The sequence below is a fragment of the Burkholderia sp. KJ006 genome (assembly GCF_000262695.1).
GTDB classification, from domain to species: domain Bacteria; phylum Pseudomonadota; class Gammaproteobacteria; order Burkholderiales; family Burkholderiaceae; genus Burkholderia; species Burkholderia vietnamiensis.
The window spans coordinates 1,665,274-1,686,019 of sequence record NC_017921.1; the positions used below are offsets into that span (position 1 = coordinate 1,665,274).

The following is a 20,746-nucleotide window of genomic DNA, read 5'->3' on the forward strand; positions in this document are numbered from 1 at the left end:
GCGTCGAAGCGCGCGCGCATCGCGCGCTCGCCGTGACGGCCTTTCCACTTCCGATGTTTCCGGCACGCTTGCTTCATTGTCATTCCTGGGCGGGGTCGCGGCTGCGCCTGCGAACAGGCTCGCATGAAAATTCGACAGCGTCAGGATACGGCCGCCGACGCGCGCGATCTGTTCGTCCGGTTACGTTGGCGGCAGGCGCCGTGCTGCGGCGATGCGGCTCGCGAAGCGTACGGGCGGCTGCGACGATGCGATCGCCGCATGCCGCGCGAACGTGCCGTAAGCGCGCTACAGCGGTGCGTGCTCGGGCTGCGCGGGCATGGCGAGTTCGGCCGGCGCATCCCAGCCGGACAGCAGCGTCGCGCAGCGCGTCACGACGTACTGCGCGGCGACATCGCCGTGCAACGAATGATCGAGCGCGTCCTTCATGTCGACGGACACGTTCGGCAGATGCGCGAACGCATGCGCCGCAGGACCGAAGTGGCGGACGAGCACGTCGACGCCCGGGTCGAAAGTGCCGTAGACCAGATGCGTGCGGATGCCGCGCGCCGACATGTCGCGCAGCATGCCGCGCGGCGTGTCCTTGCCGGGCCGCCAGCCGAGATGTTCGCCGACACGCTTGAGCGGCCCCGTCGCGACCCCCGCGGCGAACCGGAACATCGCACGCAGCACCGGCCGCAGGTCGCGTCCTTCGGTCAGCAGCCGGCGCAGCTTGCGACCGCAACGTAGCGACGCCCAGTAGCCGCGCATCGAATTCGTCTGGTTGTTCAATGCATCGGCGAGCGTTTGCCCGCGCGGCCAGACGAACGCCGGCAGATTCACCGCGATCACGCCGGCCAGTTGCTCGCGCGCGGCCGCATGAAGCGACGCATACGCGCCGGAGCAGATGCCGAACGCGACGATCTCGCGATGCCCGTGCGCGTTCAGCCAGCGCGCCGCCGTGACGACATCCGCGATCGCCTGATCCGAATACGGAATGTTCGACTGATCGTCCGTCGCGCGCGGGCCGCTGTCGCCGACGCCGGTCGAATCGATGCGCAGGCTGCTGATCCCCGCCGCCGCGAGCGAGCGCGCAAGCCGGACCGCGAAGCGACCGTCGGCGACACGCGGATTGGTCGCCGTATTGGCGATCAGCAGCGTCGGTGCGGCAGCGCGCCGGACCATGCCGGCCGGCTCGCACAGCACGCCGATCATTCGAGCCGGCTCGACGGCGACGATACGTTCGACGCTGCTCTGCGCCGTCAACGTCACGCCCAGCCCGGCGCCCGGTAGCGGCCCGCGTACGCCACCGTCGGTGCCGTCGTCGATCCAGTTCACGACCGTGTCGAGCAAGCCGGCGGGCAGCCGCGACCACACCGGCTCGCGCATCATGCCGCCCCAGTCGGCGCAGGTGCGCATCTCCACCGACACGCCGCGCGCCTGCAGCGCGTCCGCGAGCGCGGAGCCATCGCCGTAGGGCGCATCGACGACCAATGCGCGCGCGGGCAACACGCGCGCGCGTGCGACGCACTCGCTCAGATTGATGCTGCGCAGGCGCGCGACGAGATCTTCGGGATACACATGGCCGAGCACGCGCAGCGGCCGTTCGTCGCGAACCGCGTCGCGCACCGCGGGCGATACGTTGTCGAGCCAGCTTTGTGCGACGAGCGACAGCTCGCGCAGATAGCCGCGTCCGCGCACCACCGGCGCCAGCGCGACGAAGCGCGTCAATTCGGGAATGCCGTCCGCGGCCAGCAACGCCAGCGTGGCACCGGCGCGCATGCCGACGACGGACAGCGTATCGACGGCGACACGCTCGCGCAGTGCGTCGACCGCATGCCGGACGCTCGCGAGCATGCGGTCGAAGCGTTCGGCATCGTGTTCGTCGCCGAGCGAGTCGCCGCTCGCCGGGTAATGGAATCGCAGCACCGGAAAGCCGCGCTCCGCGAGGTGCTCGGCGAGCGAGCGCACGAGCTTGTGAAGCCACAGCGCCTCGTGGCCGAGCGGCTCGCAGATCACGATCCCATGCGACCGATCGCCCGCGTGAAGCCAGCCGACACATCCGTCGAACTGAATCGGCATCATGATGCGGTCCTTCTGCTGAACGCCCGATGCGCCGGCGCTCCGCCACGGGGCGAGCAGCCGGACTGCGAAACGCATTGCACGTACATCGGCGGGCGCAGCCGCAGCGTGCGCGCGCAGCGCACACGCATGCCCGGGCGGCCGCATTCGACGGATCGGGAACGACTGACGTTGCGACGCGTTGAGCCGTATCCCCGTAGCCGGCTCCGTCCTTGCGTATCGATTTGGGTTCCCACGAATACACCCGTATATGAAAACACCCGCATGCCCGAGCGGGCCGCGCGTGTCTGTCGAGCATCACCTGACGTGCAGGCGCCTCTGGGTTGAGCTTGGTCTTTGCAATTGTTTGATTCGTGCTGCGCCACCTGGCCGTTACGCGCTCGCGGAATCGGCGTCGCAGGCCTGGCACTCGGCCTGCTCCCACGCGGCGATTAGGCCATTCGATGCCGCCGCATTCGGTACGGCACATTACATTTTCAAAACACGCCCTCCGGCGCGCACACGGCGACGCGGCATCACGCGATTGAATACCGTCCCGCGCGATGCGTATGTGAGCCACCTCACTTACGTTCGTCGCAGTGCACCAACGGCGTTTCGGCGGCCGGTTCAGTGCGCGGCAATGTGCAGCGTTTTCGACGCAACCGCCGGAATGCAGGTAGTTGTTACGACGCTGCATCGCGGCACTCGGGAACGATGACCGCGTTTTCGCGACCCCGCACGACCGCGTCAAAAAAAGATCGTACGTATCGGTACAAACACCGATGCTGTAGCCAAACTACATTCGTAGGATTGGTCGCTGCAGAGAATCGCTACATACGATTCGGCAGCGTTCGACGGTCCGCGTCGCCGTCGTCGGTGCCGTTCGCGCCCAACCGGCCGTAACGATTCCCCGCCCGGCGTGGCGTGCCGACACGCAATCACCGTGCATCGCCGGCCGAAGGCGTTCGATGCGAATCGATCGAACGTGTGCAGCTCCAGACATCATCCGAACAACCGGCAATACGATCATGGAGAGCAACATGCGGGACAAACTCTGGCCGGCCGCCGTGCTGGCAGCGACCCTCTGCACCAGCGTCTATGCGGCCAACGCCGATTTCGATTCACCGGGCAGTGCAGCCGACGCGTTCGCGTCGTCGGCCGCGCAGCAGCGCGCCGACCTGCTCGTGCGCAAGATGACGCTCGACGAAAAGCTGCAGTTCATCCATTCCCAGTACGAGATGTCGAAGGTGCCGGGCGGCGGCGCCGGTTATATCCAGGGCGTGCCGCGGCTCGGCATTCCTGACCTGAACATGGTCGACTCGGCAACGGGCTCCGGCAGCACGTCGCAGCCGAGCACGACGTTCCCCGCGACGATCGCGCTCGCCGCGAGCTGGGACCGCCGGCTGTCGTACGACTTCGGCAAGCAGGTCGCGATTCAGTTGCGCGCGCAAGGGTTCGGCATGGGCCTCGGCGGCGGCACGAATCTCGCCCGCGAGCCGCGCGGCGGCCGGCTCTTCGAGTATCTCGGCGAAGACCCGATGCTTGCCGGCGAGCTGCTCGCGGAACGCACGATCGCGACGCAGCAGCACAAGGTGATCGCGACGATCAAGCACTACGCAGGCAACGAACAGGAGCATGGCCGGATGGGCGGCAACACGCAGATGGATGAGCGCACGCTGCGCGAGCTCTATCTGCTGCCGTTCGAAATCGCCGCGAAACGCGGACAACCCGGCAGCGTGATGTGCAGCTACAACCGCCTGAACGGTACGTATGCGTGCGAGAACAACCATTTGCTCAACGACGTGCTGAAGAACGAATGGGGCTTCCAGGGGCAGGTGCAATCGGACTGGGGCGCGGCGCACAGCACCGCCGCCGCGATCAACGCCGGGCTCGACGAGGAAGAGGACGTCGGGCCGACCGTCTACCTGACGCCCGAGGCCGTCAAGCAGGCGATCGCGAACGGCTCGGTATCGACCGCGCGCCTCGACGACATGGTGCGCCGCAAGCTGGCCGTGATGATCCGCGTCGGCGTGATGGATGACCCAGCGAAGGCCGGCGGCACGATCGATTTCGCGGCCGCGAACCGCTTCGCGCAACGGGTCGCCGAGCAGTCGATCGTGCTGCTGAAGAACGACGGCAACCAGTTGCCGCTGGTGGCGTCCGCGCTGTCGCGCATCGCGGTGATCGGCGGGCACGCCGATGCGGCCGTGCTGTCCGGCGGCGGCTCGGGCAACACGCGCGACCCCGTCACCGGTTCGTTCGCCGGCTGCGGCGGGCTGGTGTTCGGATCCTCGACCGGTTGCAGCTGGTGGCGCAATCCGTGGCTGAAGGTCGACGTGCCGATCGTCGCGGCGATCCGCGCGCTCGCGCCGTCCGCACGCGTGACGTTCGCGGGCAACAGCGATCAGCAGTCGCCGTTCCGCGCCTACACGCAGCAGGAAATCGATCAGGCCGCGACGCTCGCGGGCCATTCCGACGTGGCGATCGTCGTGGTCGCGCAGCCGGCCGGCGAGGACTTCGGCGATCTGCAGAGTCTGCGCCTCGAGAATCCGTCGAATCAGGATGCGCTCGTCGAAGCGGTCGCGCGCGCGAATCCGCACACGATCGTCGTGGTCGAGAGCGGCAATCCGGTGTTGATGCCGTGGAAGGATCGCGTGTCGGCGATCGTCGAAGCGTGGTATCCGGGCGAAGGCGGCGGCAATGCGATCGCGAACGTGCTGTTCGGCGCGGTGAATCCGTCCGGCAAGCTGCCCGTGACGTTCCCCGCGCGCGATCAGGACTCGCCGGCGTGGGTGCAAAACGGCGGGTTCGACAACGATCCCTTGTACGCGGAACGGCTGAACATGGGCTATCGCTGGTACGACGCGCACAACATCGCGCCGCTGTTTGAGTTCGGCCACGGGCTGTCGTACACGCACTTTGCATACTCGGGGCTGTCGGTGTCGCGGCAGCCGGACGGCTCGCTCAACGTCGCGTTCACCGTGCGCAACGACGGGCGCGTCGCCGGCACGGAAACGCCGCAGGTCTACCTCGGCGTGCCGTACAAGGATGAACCGCCGAAACGCCTGGTCGGCTGGGACAAGGTCCGGCTCAACCCCGGCGACGCGCGACGCGTCAGCATCACCGTGACGCCGCGCATGCAGAGCGTGTGGGACACGTCGCACAACGGCTGGCGTTACGTCGCGCGCGGCACGGTGTATGTCGGTGCGTCGTCGCGCGATATCCGTTTGCAGGGCAGTTGAGCAAGCGGCTGGCAGGGGCGGACGCCGGGGGGTGATCGGCGTCCGACTGCCCGCCCCGACGTGCGCGATTGCCGTGCGTCGTGCGCAGGGCCGGTCCGCGCGGACCGGCCGCTGCGGATCTACGAAAGCATCGCCGCGCGAGCGGCTCGGCTCCCACTCGCATCGACTTCCGGCGAAGCACCGAGGGCCAAGTCCTCAGCGCGCGGCGACGCGTCCGATCCTGAATACCCCGACCACGTCGCGCAGCGTGGTCGCTTGCTGCGCCATCGCCTGCGCGGCTGCCGACGCCTGCTCGACGAGTGCCGCGTTCTGCTGCGTAACCGAATCCATCTGGCCCACGGCGACATTGACCTGCTCGATACCCGTTCCCTGCTCGTCCGAGGCCGATGCGATTTCATTCATGATGTCGGTCACTCGCCGCACGGATTGCACGATATCCGACATGGTCGAGCCCGCGCGTTCGACCTGCTGGGACCCCAGCGCCACGCTCTCGACCGAACCCGTGATGAGGTCCTTGATCTCTTTCGCCGCATTCGCGCTGCGTTGCGCCAACGTGCGAACCTCGCCGGCCACCACCGCAAACCCGCGCCCCTGCTCGCCCGCACGCGCGGCCTCGACTGCCGCGTTCAGCGCGAGAATGTTCGTCTGGAACGCAATTCCTTCGATCACGGCAATGATTTCGGCAACTTTGCCGGAACTGCTCGAAATGGCGCGCATGGAGTCGACCACCTCGTTCACCACCTCGCCGCCGCGCATCGCGACCTCGCAGGCGCTGCCCGCAAGCGCATTCGCCTGCTTCGCGTTTTCCGTATTCTGACGAACCGTCGCGGTCAACTGCTCCATGCTGGCCGCCGTTTCCTCGAGCGACGCCGCCTGCTCTTCCGTTCGCTGCGAGAGATCCAGGTTACCCTGCGCGATTTCGCCGGCCGAAGTCGTGATCGATTCCGCGGTCGACTGAATTTCCGACACGATGCCGCTCAGTTGCCGCCGCATCGATTCAAGCGACGCCATCAGGCTGCCGCGATCATTCGGCGCGACCGGCACCGGTGCTTCGAGATTGCCTTCGGCAATACGTCCGGCCACGACCGCGGCGTCGGCCGGCTCGCCACCCAGCGACCGCATGATGCCGCGGGTGATGACGGTTCCCAGCACGATCGACAGGATGACGGTGATGACGCCCGCTGCCGCGAGCGTCACCTTGGTCAACGCGGTCAAGCTGGCCACCTCTCCTGAACGTTGATCGAGCAGCGACTGCTCGGCCTCGTTCAACTCGGCGGCTACCGCTCGATAGCGATCCATGAACTGCTTGTCGTCGCCCTGCTTGAAGTAGTCGATCAGCACGTTGGCAGGCTGCGTACCGGCATTGACGTCACGCCGCATCGCGATCAGCTTGTCGTCGACCTCCGCCACCTTCCGATGCATGTCGCGCAGCGTCTCGAGACGGCGCTGTTGCGCGGCATTGTCCGATGTGAGGCTGCGCACGACGTCGAACGACTTGGCGAACTGCCTGAGGCCGGCCTTATAGGGCTCCAGAAACCGGTCGTCTCCCGCAGCCACGTAGCCGCGCACGCCCGTCTCCATGTTGACCATGCTGGTCAACATGTCGTCGTTCGCTCGCAGAACCTGATAACTATGAACGTTCCAGCCGTTCGCCTGGTTCAGCTTCAGAAAATTGACGATCGAGATGGCGCTGCCGATCAACGCAATTAGTACGACGATACCGAATGCTGCGGCCAGCTTCCTGCCGACTGTCATGGAGCCCATATGTTCTTCCTCCCCTTGTGTTGTTTCGTTATGTCGGCAAGCAGGAAGACTTACTGTAATTCGCGCTTTCCGTGCCTGAGGAAGTATTCCTCACGATGGCTGAATATATTGGTCAATTCGCCCTGACACGGGGTCGAATCCGGTGACTATCCGTCCTCGCAAACGATCCACGACGTATAGTCTTTTTATCGGTTGCCGCACCACCGAGGACCTCAACGGACGCGCCCGCACGCTTGCCGACGCGATGCGCGCATGGAAGCTCGACTAGCCGCCGCGGGCGGGCATGCAAACGGGAGAAGGCACCGCATGCGGCGCTTCATCACGCCTCACCGCGCGCCACTGTTGTTCGGAAACCTCATCGTGATGACGAGCCCGCCGTCGGCCGCGTTGGCAATCTGCAGCGTACCGCCGTGATGGCGAACGAGGCGGCGCACGATGGCGAGGCCGAGGCCGCTGTGCGCGGTGCCGCCGCGCGCAGGATCGAGCCGGACAAACGGACGCAGCACGCGGTCGAGGTCCGGCTCGGACACGCCTGGCCCGTGATCACGCACCACGAGCTCGTAGTGCCCGTCATGCGCTCGCGTGGCGATTTCCACGGGCGGCTCGCCGTAGGTCAGCGCATTTTCGACGAGGTTCGAGAGAATGCGGTCGATATCCACGATGGGCAGCGTGAAGTCCGGCCCGGCGCGCAGATCGAGCATCACCAGCGCGTCGGTGTCCGCTGCGCCGCCGGGAGCCAGCGCGTCGGTGTAATCGCGCCGGCAGTGGGCGTCCACGCTCGTCTGCGGCGAACTTTCAGGGCTTTCGCGGGCGAAGTCCAGAAACTGCGTGATGACGCGCGACATCGATTCGGTGTCGCGCAGAAAGCCGTCGCGATCGCCGGGATCGGTCAGCAGATCCGCACGCACCTGCATGCGCGTGAGCGGCGTACGCAGGTCGTGCGCGATGCTCGCGAGCATCACGGCGCGCTCGCGTTCGGCCTCGGCCAGTTCGCGCGTCATGTCGTTGAAGTCGTCGATCAGCTCGCGCACTTCACGCGGTCCGCGCTTGCGCACGACGCTCACATGAACGCCCGTGCGATGCTCGCGCGCCGCGGCAGCGAGGTCGCGCACCGTCCCGTTGAACCGCCACGCGAGCATCACCGCGACCACGACGGCAAACGCCAACGTCAACGCCAGCGCGCCGGTGAAGCGGTAGAGCGGCACATCGGCCTGCGGCAGCACGATGCCGCGCACGCTGCCCGCGGGGAGCACGCGCAGCGTGCCGTCGCCGTCCATTGCCACGTGGGTGCCCGACGGCAGCACGTGCCGCAATTGCCGTTCGATCGGCCCATTGGTGTCGCCGCGAAAGCGCTGCGCGTCGGCGGCCGGCAATTGCTTCAGGTCCGCGAACGAAATACCGAGGATGTCGGCCACCGACCGATCGCCGCCGCTCTCCCGCTCGCCCATGCTCGCGGCAGCCTCCACGACGCGCGAAATATGGAAGGCGGCAAGGCTCGCGCGGCTTTGCTCGATCAGCAGCAGCGACGTGAGGTGAACCAGCACGAGCAGGCCCACCGTGGTGACGACGAGCCGCCCGAACATCGAATCAAACGGATTCTTCATCGGCCGGGTTGTCGGGAATGAACATGTAGCCGATGCCGCGCATGGTCTGCAGCCGTCGGGGATTGGACGGGTCGTCCTCGATCAGGCGGCGCAGGCGCCATACCGGCACGTCGATGCCGCGCTCGGTCACGTCGGCGTCCGGACCGTGGAGCAGCTCGATGAGCCGCGTACGCGACAGCGTTTCCATCGGATGCGAGGCCAGCACTTCGAGCAGCGCGTACTCGCCGCCCGTGAGCTTGACGGGCGCGCCTTCGCACAGCAGCGTGCGCGTCGAGAAATCCAGCTCGAAACGGCCGAACCGGCACGGGGCGCGCTTCTCCTGGACCACCGCGGGCGGCGGCGGCCCCTGCCGGCGCAGCACTGCATGGATGCGCGCGAGCAGTTCCTGCGGCATGAACGGCTTGCCCAGATAGTCGTCCGCGCCCAGTTCGAGCCCCAGCACGCGGTCCACGCCCTCGGCGCGCGCGGTCAGCATGATGACCGGAATCGTGTCGCCGCGCGCGCGCAACTGCTTGAGCGCGGTGAGGCCATCGACGCCCGGCATCATGAGATCCAGCACGATGATGGACGGCCGTTCGCGCTCCAGCCGCCGCGCGAGATTCGTGGCGTCGTGCAGAACGGAGAACGCAATGCCGCGCTGCTGGAAAAACTTGCGCAGCAGGTCGCGCAGTTCGGCGTCGTCGTCGACGAGCAGGACTTGCAGCGCGGAGTCGGGGATGGAAGGTGCGTGCACTTCGGGCATTCAGGGCGGCGTGAGGACGAAATGATGGTAGCCCGGAGAGGGCCCGGCTGGCTTTCGGAATATTACCGAGAATTGCGCCCGCTGACGAAACCCGCACGAAGACCCGGCCGCGACGGTAGTTCGTACGCCGAAAGCCCGGTTCTCTTTCGGCCGTATTCGCGCGTCACGGGACAGTAAGTTTCCGTAAGCACGAAAAAATGCGCCGTCGGTAGCGTTACGCCTTGCCCAGTACCGGTTCCGTCGGGGCGCCACCAAGGTGCGCCGGAAGCGTCCGGTGCCGTCCCGTTCTCGCATCGCGCGACGTCGCGATGTCCAAACAGGTCCAAGATGAAAACGCCAATCCTCCCCAACCACGCGCACCGCCGCATGACGTGCAGGCCGCGCCAGCTGTTTGCCGCCCTCTCGATACTGGCGATAGTCGGCACCGCCGGCTGCAACAGGCAAGCAGGCGGGCCGCCCGGCGGCGCCGCCGCGCAGACCGCGCAGGTGGGCGTGCTCACGCTCGCGCCGCAGCGCATCGTCGAAACCACCGAACTCTCCGGCCGCCTTTCCTCGCAGAAGGTCTCCGACGTCCGACCGCAGGTGAGCGGCATCATCCTCAAGCGCCTGTTCGTGGAAGGCGGCGACGTGAAGGCCGGCCAGGTGCTCTACCAGATCGATCCGGCCACCTACCGGGCGGCCTACGACCAGGCGCGCGGCACGCTCGAAAACGCCCGCGCCACGTTGGCCGATGCGAAGACGAAAGCGGACCGCTACACGGAACTCGTGAAGATCAACGCCGTGAGCAAGCAGGACTACGACGACGCCGTCGCCGCCGTCCACCAGGACGCCGCCACCGTGACGGCCGACGCGGCCGCGCTCGAATCGGCGCGCGTGAACCTCGAATACACGCGCGTGCGGGCGCCCATTTCAGGACGCATCGGCGCCTCCACCGTGACCGAAGGCGCGCTCGTCACGTCCGCCCAGACCACTGCGCTCGCCACCATCCAGGCGTTCGACCAGATGTATCTCGACGTCACGCGCCCCAGCACGGAGTGGCTGAAGCTGCGCAAGGCCTTCGCTTCGGGGCGCCTCAAGAAGACGGGCAGCGACAGCGCCGCCGTCACGCTCGTGATGGAGGACGGCACCGAATACGCCCACGCCGGCACGCTGCAGTTCTCCGGCGTGACGGTCGATGCCACGACGGGCTCGGTCACGCTGCGCAGTACGTTCCCGAACCCCGAACGCGAATTGCTGCCCGGCATGTTCGTGCGCGCCCGCCTGGAAGAAGGCGAGAACGACGACGCGATACTCGTGCCGCAGATGGCCGTGACGCGCGCGTCGGACGGCAAGGCGAGCGTCTACGTGGTGGGTGCGGCCGGCAATGCGCAGCAGGTGCAGGTGACGGCCGACAACGCATTCCGCGACCAGTGGATCGTGACCTCGGGCCTGCACGCCGGCGACCGCGTGATCGTGAGCGGCCTGCAGAGCGTGCATGCGGGCGCGCCGGTTAAGGTGGCCGCCGATACGCCGCAGACGCAGGGGAACGCGGTATCTGCGGCATCTGCGGCGTCCGCTGCCACCGACACATCCGCAGCCGGCACGGCCTCGCCCGTGTCGGCGCAACACTAGGCGGAGAGCGGCATGGCAGAGTTCTTCATCAAGCGTCCCATCCTCGCGTGGGTCATGGCCATCGTCATCATGCTGGTGGGCGCGGCGGCGGTGACGACCCTTCCCGTTGCGCAGTACCCCACCATCGCGCCGCCCTCGGTGCAGGTGACGGCCACCTACCCCGGCGCCTCCGCCGACACGGTGGCCGCAACCGTGACCCAGGTGATCGAGCAGAAACTGAGCGGCATCGACAACGTGCTGTACATGTCATCCACGAGCAGTTCCGCGGGACAGGCCACCATCACGTTGACGTTCAACCCCGGCACCAACCCCGACATCGCGCAGGTGCAGGTGCAGAACAAGGTGTCGCAGGCCACGCCCACCCTGCCTCAAACGGTGCAGGAGCAAGGCGTGCAGGTGGCGAAGGCGTCGACGAGCTTCCTCATGATCGTCGCGCTGTCGTCGCCGGGCGGCACCTGGAATTCGGTGGACCTCGGCAACATCATCGCCACGCAGATCGAAGACCCGCTCTCGCAGTTGAACGGCGTGGGCGACGTGACGCTGTTCGGCGCGCAGCACGCCATGCGCATCTGGCTCGACCCGGTGAAGCTGCACAGCTTCGGACTCGCGACCTCGGACGTCACCACGGCCATCACGAACCAGAACGTCGAGCTTTCCACCGGCCAGGTGGGCGGCGCGCCGGCCACGGATTCGCAGGCCATCAACGCGACCATCCGCTCGTCGAGCCTGCTCACGAGCACCGACCAGTTCGCCAACATCCTGCTGCGCGTGAACAGCGACGGCTCGCGCGTGCTGCTCAAGGACGTGGCGCGCGTCGAAGTGGGCGGCGACAGCTACGAAACGTCGTCGCGTCTGAACGGCAAGCCGGCATCCGCGCTCGCCATCAAGCTCGCGACCGGCGCCAACGCGCTCGAAGCAGCCAACGCCGTGCGCGCGAAGCTCGCGGAACTGCAGCCGCAATTGCCGAAGGACGTGGCGATCAGCTATCCGTACGACACCACGCCGTTCGTGCGCATCTCGATCGAAGAGGTCGTGAAGACGCTGCTCGAAGCGGTCGTGCTGGTGTTCCTCGTGATGTACCTGTTCCTGCAGAATGTGCGCGCCACGCTGATTCCCACCATCGTCGTGCCGGTCGCGCTGCTCGGCACGTTCGGCGTGATGTCGATGATCGGCTTCTCGATCAACGTGCTGTCCATGTTCGCGATGGTGCTCGCCATCGGCCTGCTGGTGGACGATGCGATCGTGGTGGTGGAAAACGTCGAGCGCATCATGAGCGAGGAACGGCTCGAACCGAAGGAAGCCACCCGCAAGGCGATGGGCCAGATCACGGGCGCGCTGATCGGCGTGACGACGGTGCTCACCGCCGTGTTCATTCCGATGGCGTTCTTCTCCGGCTCGACGGGCGCGATCTACCGGCAGTTCTCCATCACGATCGTCTCGGCGATGCTGCTGTCGGTCATGCTCGCACTCACGCTCACGCCGGCCCTGTGCGCCACGCTGCTCAAGCGCGCGGACGTCGAGCACCACGAGAAGCGCGGCTTCTTCGGCTGGTTCAACCGCTGCTTCGCGAAAGGCAACGCGGGCTACAGCAGTTCGCTCGCCCGCGTGGTCGCGAAGCCCGCGCGCTACATGCTGGTCTACGGCGCGATCGCCGGCATCGTGGCGTTGCTCTACGTCACGCTGCCCTCCTCGTTCCTGCCCGACGAAGACCAGGGCTACTTCATCGTGTCGATCAGCGCGCCGGCGGGCACGCCGGCATCGCGCACGCTGAAGACGGTGGAGGCCGTGGAGCAGTACGTGCTGAAGGACGAACCGGGCGTCAAGCAGGTGATCGCCATCAACGGCTTCAGCTTCAACGGCCAAGGACAGAACAACGCCATCGCGTTCGTGACGCTCAAGGACTGGAGCCTGCGCGGTTCGCGCGACAGCGCGCAGGCCATCATCGCGCGCGCCAGCCAGCATTTCGCCGCGAATCGCGATGCGCGCATCTTCGTGCTGAACCCGCCCGCCATTCAGGAGCTCGGGACCCAAAGCGGCCTCGACTTCGAGATAGAGGACCGCGGCGGCGCGGGCCACGACAAGCTGCTCGCCGTGCGCAACCAGTTTCTCGGCATGGCGTCGAAGGAGCCGACGCTCGCGATGGTGCGCCCGTCCGGCCTCGAGGACACGCCGCAGCTCCAGGTGGACATCGACCGCGAAAAGGCCAACGCGCTGGGGCTTTCCGTCGCCGACCTCAACGACACGTTGCAGACCGCGTTCGGTTCGTCCTACGTGAACAACTACATCGACACGGGGCGCGTGCAGAAGGTGTATGTGCAGGCGGATGCGCCGTATCGCATGATGCCTTCCGACCTCGGCGACTGGTACGTGAAGGCGGGCAGCAGCTCATCGGGTTCGTCGTCTTCGTCTTCGGGCACCGCCACGGGCACGAGCACCGTGACGAACACCGCCGGCTACGACGCCACGATGGTGCCCTTCTCGTCGTTCGCAACGAGCCGCTGGACGTTCGGCCCGCCGCAGATCGAGCGCTACAACCGGCAACTCGCCATGGGCATTTCGGCCGCCACGCGGCCCGGCGTCAGCACCGGCGAAGCGATGAATGCCGTGGAGCAGCTCGCGCGCAAGCTGCCGCCCGGCTTCGCCCTGGAATGGACGGGACAGTCCTACCAGGAAAAGCAGGCCGGCTCCCAGGCCACGACGCTCTATGCGATCTCGCTCGTCGTCGTGTTCCTGTGCCTGGCGGGTCTCTATGAAAGCTGGTCGATTCCGCTCGCGGTGGTGCTCGTGGTGCCGCTCGGCGTGCTCGGCGCGCTGCTCGCCGCGCACGGCCGCGGTCTGTCGAACGACATCTACTTCAAGGTCGGGCTGCTGGCCACCATCGGCCTGTCCACGAAGAACGCCATTCTGATCGTCGAGTTCGCAAAGGACCTGCAGGCCGAGGGGCACAACCTCGTGGACGCCGTGCTCGAAGCCGCCCACCTGCGGCTGCGCCCCATCCTCATGACCTCGCTCGCGTTCGTGTTCGGCGTGCTGCCGCTCGTCATCAGCACGGGCGCCGGCGCCGGGGCGCGGCATGCGATCGGCACGGGCGTCACGGGCGGCATGATCGCGGCCACGGTGCTCGCCATCTTCTTCGTCCCGGTCTTCTTCGTCGTGGTGCGCAGGCTGTTCAAGGAACACGGTCACGCCACCGACTCCGCTGAAATCAACGAGGGCAACGCATGAAACGCACACTGATCGCCCTTCTTTGCGCGGGCGCACTCGGCGCCTGCTCACTGGACCCGACGTACCAGCGGCCCGCGGCGCCGATCGACGACACGTGGTCCACCGTGGCCGCGCCGGCGCAGCCGCAGGCGACGCAGAGCACCGCTGCGGCACCGCTGGGTGCCGACCTCGGCTGGCGCGACTTCTTCAAGGACCCGCGCCTGCAAAAGCTGATCGAACTCGCGCTCGCGAACAACCGCGATATGCGCGTGGCCGCGCTCAACGTGGCGCAGTACGAAGCGCAGTACCGCATCGCGCGCGCCAACCTCGCGCCGGCCATCGACGCGTCGGGGTCGCTCACGCGCGAACACATGGCCGGCTCCACGAGCGCATACAGTTCGAGCAGCGCGAGCGTGGGCCTCACGTCGTGGGAAATCGACTTCTTCGGCCGCCTGCGCAGCCTGAAGCGCCAGGCGTTGGAACAGTACCTCGCCACGGATGCCGCGCGCACCAGCACGCAGATCAGCCTCATCGCGACCGTCGCCACCGACTATCTGCAACTGCTCTCCGACGAGGCTTCGTTGCAGATCGCGCAGAACACCGTGGACGCCGACCAGCACACCTACGACCTCACGGTGAACATGATGAAGCTGGGCAGCGCATCGCTGCAGGACGTGCGCCAGGCCGAAAACTCGCTGGCGAGCGCGCGCTCGAGCTTCGCCTCGTACACGCGTGCGGTGGCGCAGGACCGCAACGACCTGGTGGCCGAAATCGGCGCGCCGCTGCCCGACGATCTGCCCCAGGGCCCTTCGCTGATGGAAAGCGAGCACACCCTCGCGGACATCGGCGCAGGCGTGCCGTCGGATCTGCTCGCGCGCCGGCCCGACATCGTCGAAGCGGAGCACACGCTCAAGGCGGCCAACGCCAACATCGGCGCGGCGCGCGCCGCGTTCTTTCCGAAGATCGAGCTGACGGCTTCCGCGGGCACCACGAGCAGCGGCCTCTCGAACCTCTTCAAGGCGGGCACGGGCGCGTGGGCGTTTGCGCCGTCCATCTCGGTGCCCATCTTCGACTTCGGCTACAACCGCGCGTCGCTGGACGTGGCGAAAGTCGAAAAGGACATCGACGTCGCCAACTACGAAAAGGCCATTCAGACGGCGTTCAAGGAAGTGTCGAATGCGCTGGCGGGACGCACGACGTACGTCACGCAGGTGGCCGCGGACCGCGACTACGTGAGCTCGGCGCAGCAGTACTACGACCTCGCGCAGGCACGCTACCGCAGCGGCACCGACAGCTTCCTGACCCTGCTCGACGCGCAGCGCACGCTTTACACGGCGCAACAGCAGCTCGTCACCGACATGCTCGCCAAGCAGTCGAACCTGATCACGCTGTACAAGGTACTGGGCGGCGGCTGGTCGGAGACGAGCGCGGTGGCGCAGCGGTAGTCGGGCGAATCGGCTATGGGTCGCGTGCGTCGACGATCGGGCATTCCGTTCGGCCGCACGCCCCGTCGTCTACGGCCGCGCGTGGCGCGTCGCGTTCTCGGAACGGTCCGGCGCCTCGCCTGAAGGATAAGGCCGTTGCGCGTGCGGTCGCGCATGGCGCAGCGCAAGGAAGCCGATCCGCATCGGATCACCCCCCACTGCAAAACAACTGCGCGACCAGACTCCGCAGCCACCGGTTTCCCGCTTCGTGGTGATATCTGGCATGCCAATGCTGTCGGACCGCAAATCCATCGACGGGCACCGGACAGGCGTGCACGGTCAGATCGTTGATTTTCGCCAGCGTCTCGCCGATGTGGCGCGGCAGTGTCGCGATCAGATCGGTGCTTTCGATGATCGCACCGAGCCCAAGGAACCCCGGCAACTCCAGCACGACTTCGCGCTCGATCTGCTCGCGCAACAGCGCCTGTTCGAGTAGCTGCGCGCCCGTGCCGGCCGTGATCGCGACATGCCCCTCGGTGCGGTACTGCTTCAGCCCCAGTCGGGTCTTTAGCCGCGGATGATGGCGATTCGTCAGACAGACCCAGTCCTGCAGATACAGCTGCTGCTGATAAATCCCGCCGCCAAGCCAGGGCACGTGACCGATGGCCAGGTCAGCTTCGCCGGACTCCAGCGCCCGTTCCGTGTTGCCGTCGATACGCGCCGCTTCCAGCCGGATACCGGGCGCCTGCTCGCGCACGTGCGCCAGCATTCGCGGTAGTAGCGTGATGTGACTGGCGTCGGTCATGCAGATCCGGAAGCGCCGTTTCGCGGTGACCGGATCGAACGCAATTTCCCAGGCCGCAAAGCGCCGCAGCGATTCCAGAATTTCCCGGCAAGGGCCGATCAGCGCATCGGCCTGCGGCGTCGGCGCCATGCCGGTCGGCGTTCGTATGAAGAGCGGATCCTGCAGATGATCCCGCAGACGCCCCAGCCAGATGCTGATCGTCGGCTGACTTTGTCCCAGCTGTTCGGCCACGCGCGTCACGCTGCGGACATCGTAGAGGAGATCGAACAGCTGCAGCAGCTTCAAATCCGGGAGTGGGGCCGAACTCATATCACTATTGCTCTACGTAATGACGTCATTGCGATCATAGCATTGCGAGAATGGGCGTCCGCTCGTATCTTGATCTGCACGTTAAGGAGACGGCAGTGAAGATTGCAATTCTGGGCGCCGGCGCATTGGGCTGTGCGATTGGGGCCGCGCTGACCGAAGGCGGCAATGAAGTCTGGTTGCTGAACCGCTCGGCGGCGCACGTCGAGGCAATGAGGCGCGACGGTCTACGGGTAGACGACAGGAACGGCTCGCGTCACGTGAAAGTTCGCGCCACGACGCGGGCCGCTGAGGCCGGCGTCGTCGATCTGGTCATTGTGCTGGTCAAGTCGTTCGATACCGACGCCGCGATGCGCGGCGCAGTCGAACTGATCGGGCCGGAAACGCTGGTGCTGTCGTTGCAGAACGGCCTTGGACACGAAGATGTGCTGGCCGACATCGTAGGGCTCGAACGCGTGCTGGCCGGCAAGACCTATGTCGGCGGCGTCATGCGCAATCCGGGGCACATCGAATCGGGCGTCGTCGGCAAAGCCACTCACATTGGCGAGCTGGACGGTCGTATCACCCCTCGCGCAAACGCGATCGCCGACACGTTCAACGCATCCGGACTGGACACGACGGTCAGCGCCAATATCGTCGGCACGATGTGGGACAAGCTGCTGGTCAACGTCGCGACCGGCGCACTGACCGGCGCGACCGGCCTCACCTACGGCCAGCTTTACGACGAACCGCTCTTGAAGGCGACTGCACTCTCAGCAGTCGCAGAAGCGATGGCGGTCGCCCGCGCCGCCGGCGTGCCCCTTTCCACGGACGATCCCGAACGCGCCTGGACGCTCGCCGGCGAAGGGCTTTCGCCGGGCTTCAAGACGTCGATGCTGCAGAGCCTCGAGAAAGGATCCATCACCGAGATCGACTTCATCAACGGCGCGGTCGTGCGCTGGGGACGACGGCATGGTGTGCCGACCCCGGTCAACGCGACGCTGGTCGCCTGCATCAAAGGCATCGAGCGCGGCATGGCCGACCGGAAAAAACAGGAGACAACCGCATGAACGGCAGCAAGGCTTATCTCGAACACGTGGCGATCTGGGTCAAGGATATCCACTGGCATATCCGCTTTTTCGAAGACGTGCTCGGCATGACGATGCGCGAGGTCGACGGCACCGTCGACGCACCGCGCCAGTACTGGACGCTCGGCGGCCTGCAATTCATCCACGCCCCCGACCACGATGCCCCGGAAGGCCGGCTCGGCCATCTCGGCGTGATGTGCGAAGACATGGAAGCCGCGCTCGCCGCCGCGCAAAGGTACGGCGTCACCGAGATGCCGCAGGGACGCAACTGGTTGCGACTGCCGGACGGTCTCGCCATCGAACTGATCCAGGCAAGGCCCGCCTCGTGCGTGGCGCGCGCATTGGCTATCGACCCGCGTGCGGAGGCTTGAGATGACGATCGTCGAGAAATACTGGGACGACGCCCGCGAAGGCGACGAGTGCGTCAGCCCGACTTACACCGTCACCAAAGCGCGCATCCTGGCTTACGCGGAATTGACCGGCGATCACACGCCGGTGCACGTCGATGAAGACTACGCGAACGCGAGCCACTTTGGCTCGATCGTCGCGCACGGCCTGTTCGGCTTGTCGATCGCGGACGGCCTCAAGACGCAAAGCGCGTACCGCTTTCTGCCGGGCATGTCGCTCGGCTGGACCTGGGACTTCGATCTGCCGATCAAAGTGAACGACGTGCTGCACGTGAAATTCCGCGTCGGCACGATGCGGGCCAGCAAGAGCCGTCCGGGCTGGGGCATCGTCGTGCTGCCGTCGCAGCTGATCAATCAGGACGGCCAGGTCGTCCAGCATGGCGAGCACCGCTTGATGGTGCCGCGCCGACCGGGAGCATTCTGATGCAGGCACGTCCGCTCGAAGGTATTCGCGTCGTCGACTACAGCCACTTTCTCGCCGGTCCGTATGTCGGGCGCTGTCTTGCGGCGCTCGGCGCCGAAGTCATCAAGGTTGAACGCCCCGTCACCGGCGACGCAGGGCGTCAGCATGCGACCGTGCTCGATGACGAGCAAAGCGCCTATTTCCTGCAGATGAACATGGGCAAGCGCGGCGTCAGCGTCAACATGCGCGACCCGCGCGGCAAGGAGTTCATGCAGCGCCTGTGCGATTCGGCCGATGTGTTCGTCGAGAACTACCGGCCCGGCGCGCTGACCCGGCTCGGACTCGGCTACGACGAACTGTCGGCGCGTAATCCAGGCCTCGTCTACTGCTCGATCTCCGCCTACGGCCACACCGGACCGGACGCGCACCGCGCCGGTTTCGGCCTGATTGCCGAGGCCAAGAGCGGGATCATGCAGATGATCGGGAATCCGGGCGAACCGCCGCCGCTGATGCGCATCTCGCTCGGCGACATGTACACCGGCATTCACGCGGTGGCGGCCATCAATGCCGCGCTGTTCGGTCGCGTGAAGAGCGGCCGGGGACAGCACATCGACATGGCGCTGTACGACACGCTCGTTTCGATGCACGAATACGCGGTGCAGTGCTACACGATGCAGGGCATCGTTCCCGAACAGACCGGTCAGGACATGCCTGCCTCGACGCTCTACGGCGTGTTTCGTGCGGCGGATGGCGACCTCGTGATCGCCGCCCAGGTCGACGACGCGTGGAAACGCTTCGCGGCCCTGGTGGAGGCGCATGGCGGGCCTGCCGGCTTCGGTACGGACCCGCGGTTCCACACACTGAACGGGCGCAATGCCAACCGGCTCGAGATTCTGTCGGTGGTGAAGCCGTGGATTGCCGGACGAGCGGTCGCGGCGGTGTTGGAACTGCTCGACGGCATCGACGTACCGTGCGCGAAGGTGCAGCGCATCGACGAGGTGCTCGCCGACCCGCAGATCATCGCGCGCGGCATGGTGCTCGAGCAGCAACACCCCCGCTTCGGCACCTTGCGCCTGCCCAATCTGCCGTTCCGCTTTTCCGACTGCGACACGACCATCCGCGAGGTCGGGCCGGACCTCGGTCAGCACAATGCGGAAGTGGCAACGTCGCTGGGCTTCACTGCGGCAGAGATTGACGCCATGCAGACCGATGGCGTGTTGTATTCGAAAGCGAGGCCGTGATGAGCGACCAGTACGCAGTGATCGGCAATCCGATCGGACACACGAAATCGCCGCTGATTCACGGGTTGTTTGCTGAAGAATCGCATCAGGACATTTCGTACACGGCGATCGAAGGACCGCTGGAGCCGGACGACGCTTTCGCGGCGACGGTGCGGTCGTTTTTCGCCGCCGGCGGCAAGGGCATGAACGTGACGGCCCCGTTCAAGCTGAAGGCGTTCGCGATGGCCGACGAACGCAGCGAGCGCGCCGCACTCGCCGGCGCGGCGAATACGCTGAGCTTCAGGGACGGCCGCATCATCGCGGAGAACTTCGATGGCGTCGGCCTGGTACGCGACATCGAAGTCAACCTGAACCTCCCGATGGCCGGCAAGCGCGTGCTGGTGCTCGGCGCGGGAGGCGCGGTGCGCGGCGCACTGCTGCCGTTCATCGCGGCGCGTCCTGCGGAACTCGTCGTCGCGAACCGGGATGTCGCGAAGGTCGAGGCGCTGATCGCACGAGTCGCGACAGGCGATTCTCTCGTCGCTTGCGGGTACGACGACCTCGCAGCCATGGGACGCTTCGACCTCGTCGTCAACGCGACGTCGGCGAGCCTCAGCGGCGAACTCCCGCCAGTGCCGCCGAGCGTATTCGACCCGCGCGGAGCAGCTTACGAGCTCGTCTACGGCAAGCGTCTCACCCCGTTCCTGAGACACGCGCGCCACGCCGGCGTGCTGGGTATCGCGGATGGTGTCGGGATGCTCGTGGAGCAGGCGGCCGAAGCATTCGCATGGTGGCGCGGCGTACGGCCTGAGACGCGCGCGGTGATCGACCGGCTGACCGTTCCGCTCGATTGAACGGGCGCGATCGACAGCAGTCGCTCCCGTTCGATATCCGTCGGATTCATTTCCCG

The 20,746-nt window shown here is 66.5% G+C and carries 14 protein-coding genes; 9 read left to right on the forward strand and 5 right to left on the reverse strand.

Translation table 11 applies throughout. The annotated features are described in order from the left end of the window. Positions 1 to 285 precede the first annotated feature (285 nt). Positions 286 to 2,061 (reverse strand): serine aminopeptidase domain-containing protein, encoded by a 1,776-nt coding sequence (locus MYA_RS21390; protein WP_041494296.1) that lies wholly within the window; start codon positions 2,059 to 2,061, stop codon positions 286 to 288. A gap of 1,016 nt (positions 2,062 to 3,077) precedes the next feature. Between MYA_RS21390 and MYA_RS21395 the strand changes: the two genes are divergently transcribed. After that, a complete protein-coding gene (locus MYA_RS21395; protein WP_041494297.1) occupies positions 3,078 to 5,279 on the forward strand; it encodes a glycoside hydrolase family 3 C-terminal domain-containing protein in 2,202 nt (733 codons plus the stop codon). A 195-nt stretch (positions 5,280 to 5,474) separates the two neighbouring features. Here the strand turns inward: MYA_RS21395 and MYA_RS21400 are convergent, their stop codons facing one another. The 3 genes from MYA_RS21400 to MYA_RS21410 all read right to left on the reverse strand — a co-directional run bounded on the left by MYA_RS21400 (position 5,475) and on the right by MYA_RS21410 (position 9,389). Further along, entirely contained in the window at positions 5,475 to 7,043 is a 1,569-nt protein-coding gene (locus MYA_RS21400) for a methyl-accepting chemotaxis protein (protein ID WP_014725018.1), read from the reverse strand. A gap of 326 nt (positions 7,044 to 7,369) precedes the next feature. Next, entirely contained in the window at positions 7,370 to 8,647 is a 1,278-nt protein-coding gene (locus MYA_RS21405; RefSeq protein WP_041494152.1) for an ATP-binding protein, read from the reverse strand. Continuing rightward, positions 8,631 to 9,389, reverse strand: a complete 759-nt coding sequence (locus MYA_RS21410) for a response regulator (RefSeq protein WP_011882047.1) — start codon at positions 9,387 to 9,389, stop codon at positions 8,631 to 8,633. Before MYA_RS21410 ends, MYA_RS21405 begins: the two co-directional genes overlap by 17 nt. Positions 9,390 to 9,716: 327 nt before the next feature. On the opposite strand from MYA_RS21410, the gene MYA_RS21415 reads away from it, so the two are divergent. Genes MYA_RS21415 through MYA_RS21425 form a run of 3 tightly spaced genes read left to right on the forward strand, consistent with a single transcriptional unit; the run spans position 9,717 to position 15,649 of the window. Beyond that, entirely contained in the window at positions 9,717 to 11,000 is a 1,284-nt protein-coding gene (locus MYA_RS21415) for an efflux RND transporter periplasmic adaptor subunit (RefSeq protein ID WP_011882046.1), read from the forward strand. 12 nt (positions 11,001 to 11,012) lie between these two features. After that, the gene (locus MYA_RS21420) at positions 11,013 to 14,225 is read left to right on the forward strand and encodes an efflux RND transporter permease subunit (RefSeq protein WP_041494153.1); all 3,213 of its coding nucleotides are present in this window, start codon (positions 11,013 to 11,015) and stop codon (positions 14,223 to 14,225) included. Further along, on the forward strand, positions 14,222 to 15,649 hold the full coding sequence (locus MYA_RS21425) for an efflux transporter outer membrane subunit (protein WP_014725022.1): 1,428 nt from the start codon (positions 14,222 to 14,224) through the stop codon (positions 15,647 to 15,649). Before MYA_RS21420 ends, MYA_RS21425 begins: the two co-directional genes overlap by 4 nt. A 187-nt stretch (positions 15,650 to 15,836) precedes the next feature. Here the strand turns inward: MYA_RS21425 and MYA_RS21430 are convergent, their stop codons facing one another. After that, positions 15,837 to 16,742, reverse strand: a complete 906-nt coding sequence (locus MYA_RS21430) for a LysR family transcriptional regulator (protein ID WP_041494154.1) — start codon at positions 16,740 to 16,742, stop codon at positions 15,837 to 15,839. Positions 16,743 to 16,837: 95 nt separating this feature from the next. Here MYA_RS21430 and MYA_RS21435 point away from each other — a divergent pair, with 95 nt between their 5' ends. The 5 genes from MYA_RS21435 to aroE are packed head-to-tail and all read left to right on the forward strand — an operon-like array spanning position 16,838 to position 20,690. Then, positions 16,838 to 17,788, forward strand: a complete 951-nt coding sequence (locus MYA_RS21435; protein ID WP_014725025.1) for a ketopantoate reductase family protein — start codon at positions 16,838 to 16,840, stop codon at positions 17,786 to 17,788. Then, the gene (locus MYA_RS21440) at positions 17,785 to 18,177 is read left to right on the forward strand and encodes a VOC family protein (RefSeq protein ID WP_011882041.1); all 393 of its coding nucleotides are present in this window, start codon (positions 17,785 to 17,787) and stop codon (positions 18,175 to 18,177) included. Before MYA_RS21435 ends, MYA_RS21440 begins: the two co-directional genes overlap by 4 nt. 1 nt (position 18,178) lies before the next feature. Beyond that, the gene (locus MYA_RS21445) at positions 18,179 to 18,637 is read left to right on the forward strand and encodes a MaoC family dehydratase (protein ID WP_011882040.1); all 459 of its coding nucleotides are present in this window, start codon (positions 18,179 to 18,181) and stop codon (positions 18,635 to 18,637) included. Beyond that, entirely contained in the window at positions 18,637 to 19,857 is a 1,221-nt protein-coding gene (locus MYA_RS21450) for a CaiB/BaiF CoA transferase family protein (RefSeq protein ID WP_014725026.1), read from the forward strand. The genes MYA_RS21445 and MYA_RS21450 overlap by 1 nt, the downstream gene beginning before the upstream one ends. Continuing rightward, a complete protein-coding gene (gene aroE, locus MYA_RS21455; RefSeq protein WP_014725027.1) occupies positions 19,857 to 20,690 on the forward strand; it encodes a shikimate dehydrogenase in 834 nt (277 codons plus the stop codon). The genes MYA_RS21450 and aroE overlap by 1 nt, the downstream gene beginning before the upstream one ends. The last annotated feature ends 56 nt before the right edge of the window (positions 20,691 to 20,746 follow it).

Bases quoted from the DNA above. Each gene is read 5' to 3' on its own strand.
- MYA_RS21390 (WP_041494296.1), bottom strand. From the start codon at position 2,061: ATGATGCCGATTCAGTTCGACGGATGTGTCGGCTGGCTTCACGCGGGC.
- MYA_RS21395 (WP_041494297.1), top strand. From the start codon at position 3,078: ATGCGGGACAAACTCTGGCCGGCCGCCGTGCTGGCAGCGACCCTCTGC.
- MYA_RS21400 (WP_014725018.1), bottom strand. From the start codon at position 7,043: ATGGGCTCCATGACAGTCGGCAGGAAGCTGGCCGCAGCATTCGGTATC.
- MYA_RS21405 (WP_041494152.1), bottom strand. From the start codon at position 8,647: ATGAAGAATCCGTTTGATTCGATGTTCGGGCGGCTCGTCGTCACCACG.
- MYA_RS21410 (WP_011882047.1), bottom strand. From the start codon at position 9,389: ATGCCCGAAGTGCACGCACCTTCCATCCCCGACTCCGCGCTGCAAGTC.
- MYA_RS21415 (WP_011882046.1), top strand. From the start codon at position 9,717: ATGAAAACGCCAATCCTCCCCAACCACGCGCACCGCCGCATGACGTGC.
- MYA_RS21420 (WP_041494153.1), top strand. From the start codon at position 11,013: ATGGCAGAGTTCTTCATCAAGCGTCCCATCCTCGCGTGGGTCATGGCC.
- MYA_RS21425 (WP_014725022.1), top strand. From the start codon at position 14,222: ATGAAACGCACACTGATCGCCCTTCTTTGCGCGGGCGCACTCGGCGCC.
- MYA_RS21430 (WP_041494154.1), bottom strand. From the start codon at position 16,742: ATGAGTTCGGCCCCACTCCCGGATTTGAAGCTGCTGCAGCTGTTCGAT.
- MYA_RS21440 (WP_011882041.1), top strand. From the start codon at position 17,785: ATGAACGGCAGCAAGGCTTATCTCGAACACGTGGCGATCTGGGTCAAG.
- MYA_RS21445 (WP_011882040.1), top strand. From the start codon at position 18,179: ATGACGATCGTCGAGAAATACTGGGACGACGCCCGCGAAGGCGACGAG.
- MYA_RS21450 (WP_014725026.1), top strand. From the start codon at position 18,637: ATGCAGGCACGTCCGCTCGAAGGTATTCGCGTCGTCGACTACAGCCAC.
- aroE (WP_014725027.1), top strand. From the start codon at position 19,857: ATGAGCGACCAGTACGCAGTGATCGGCAATCCGATCGGACACACGAAA.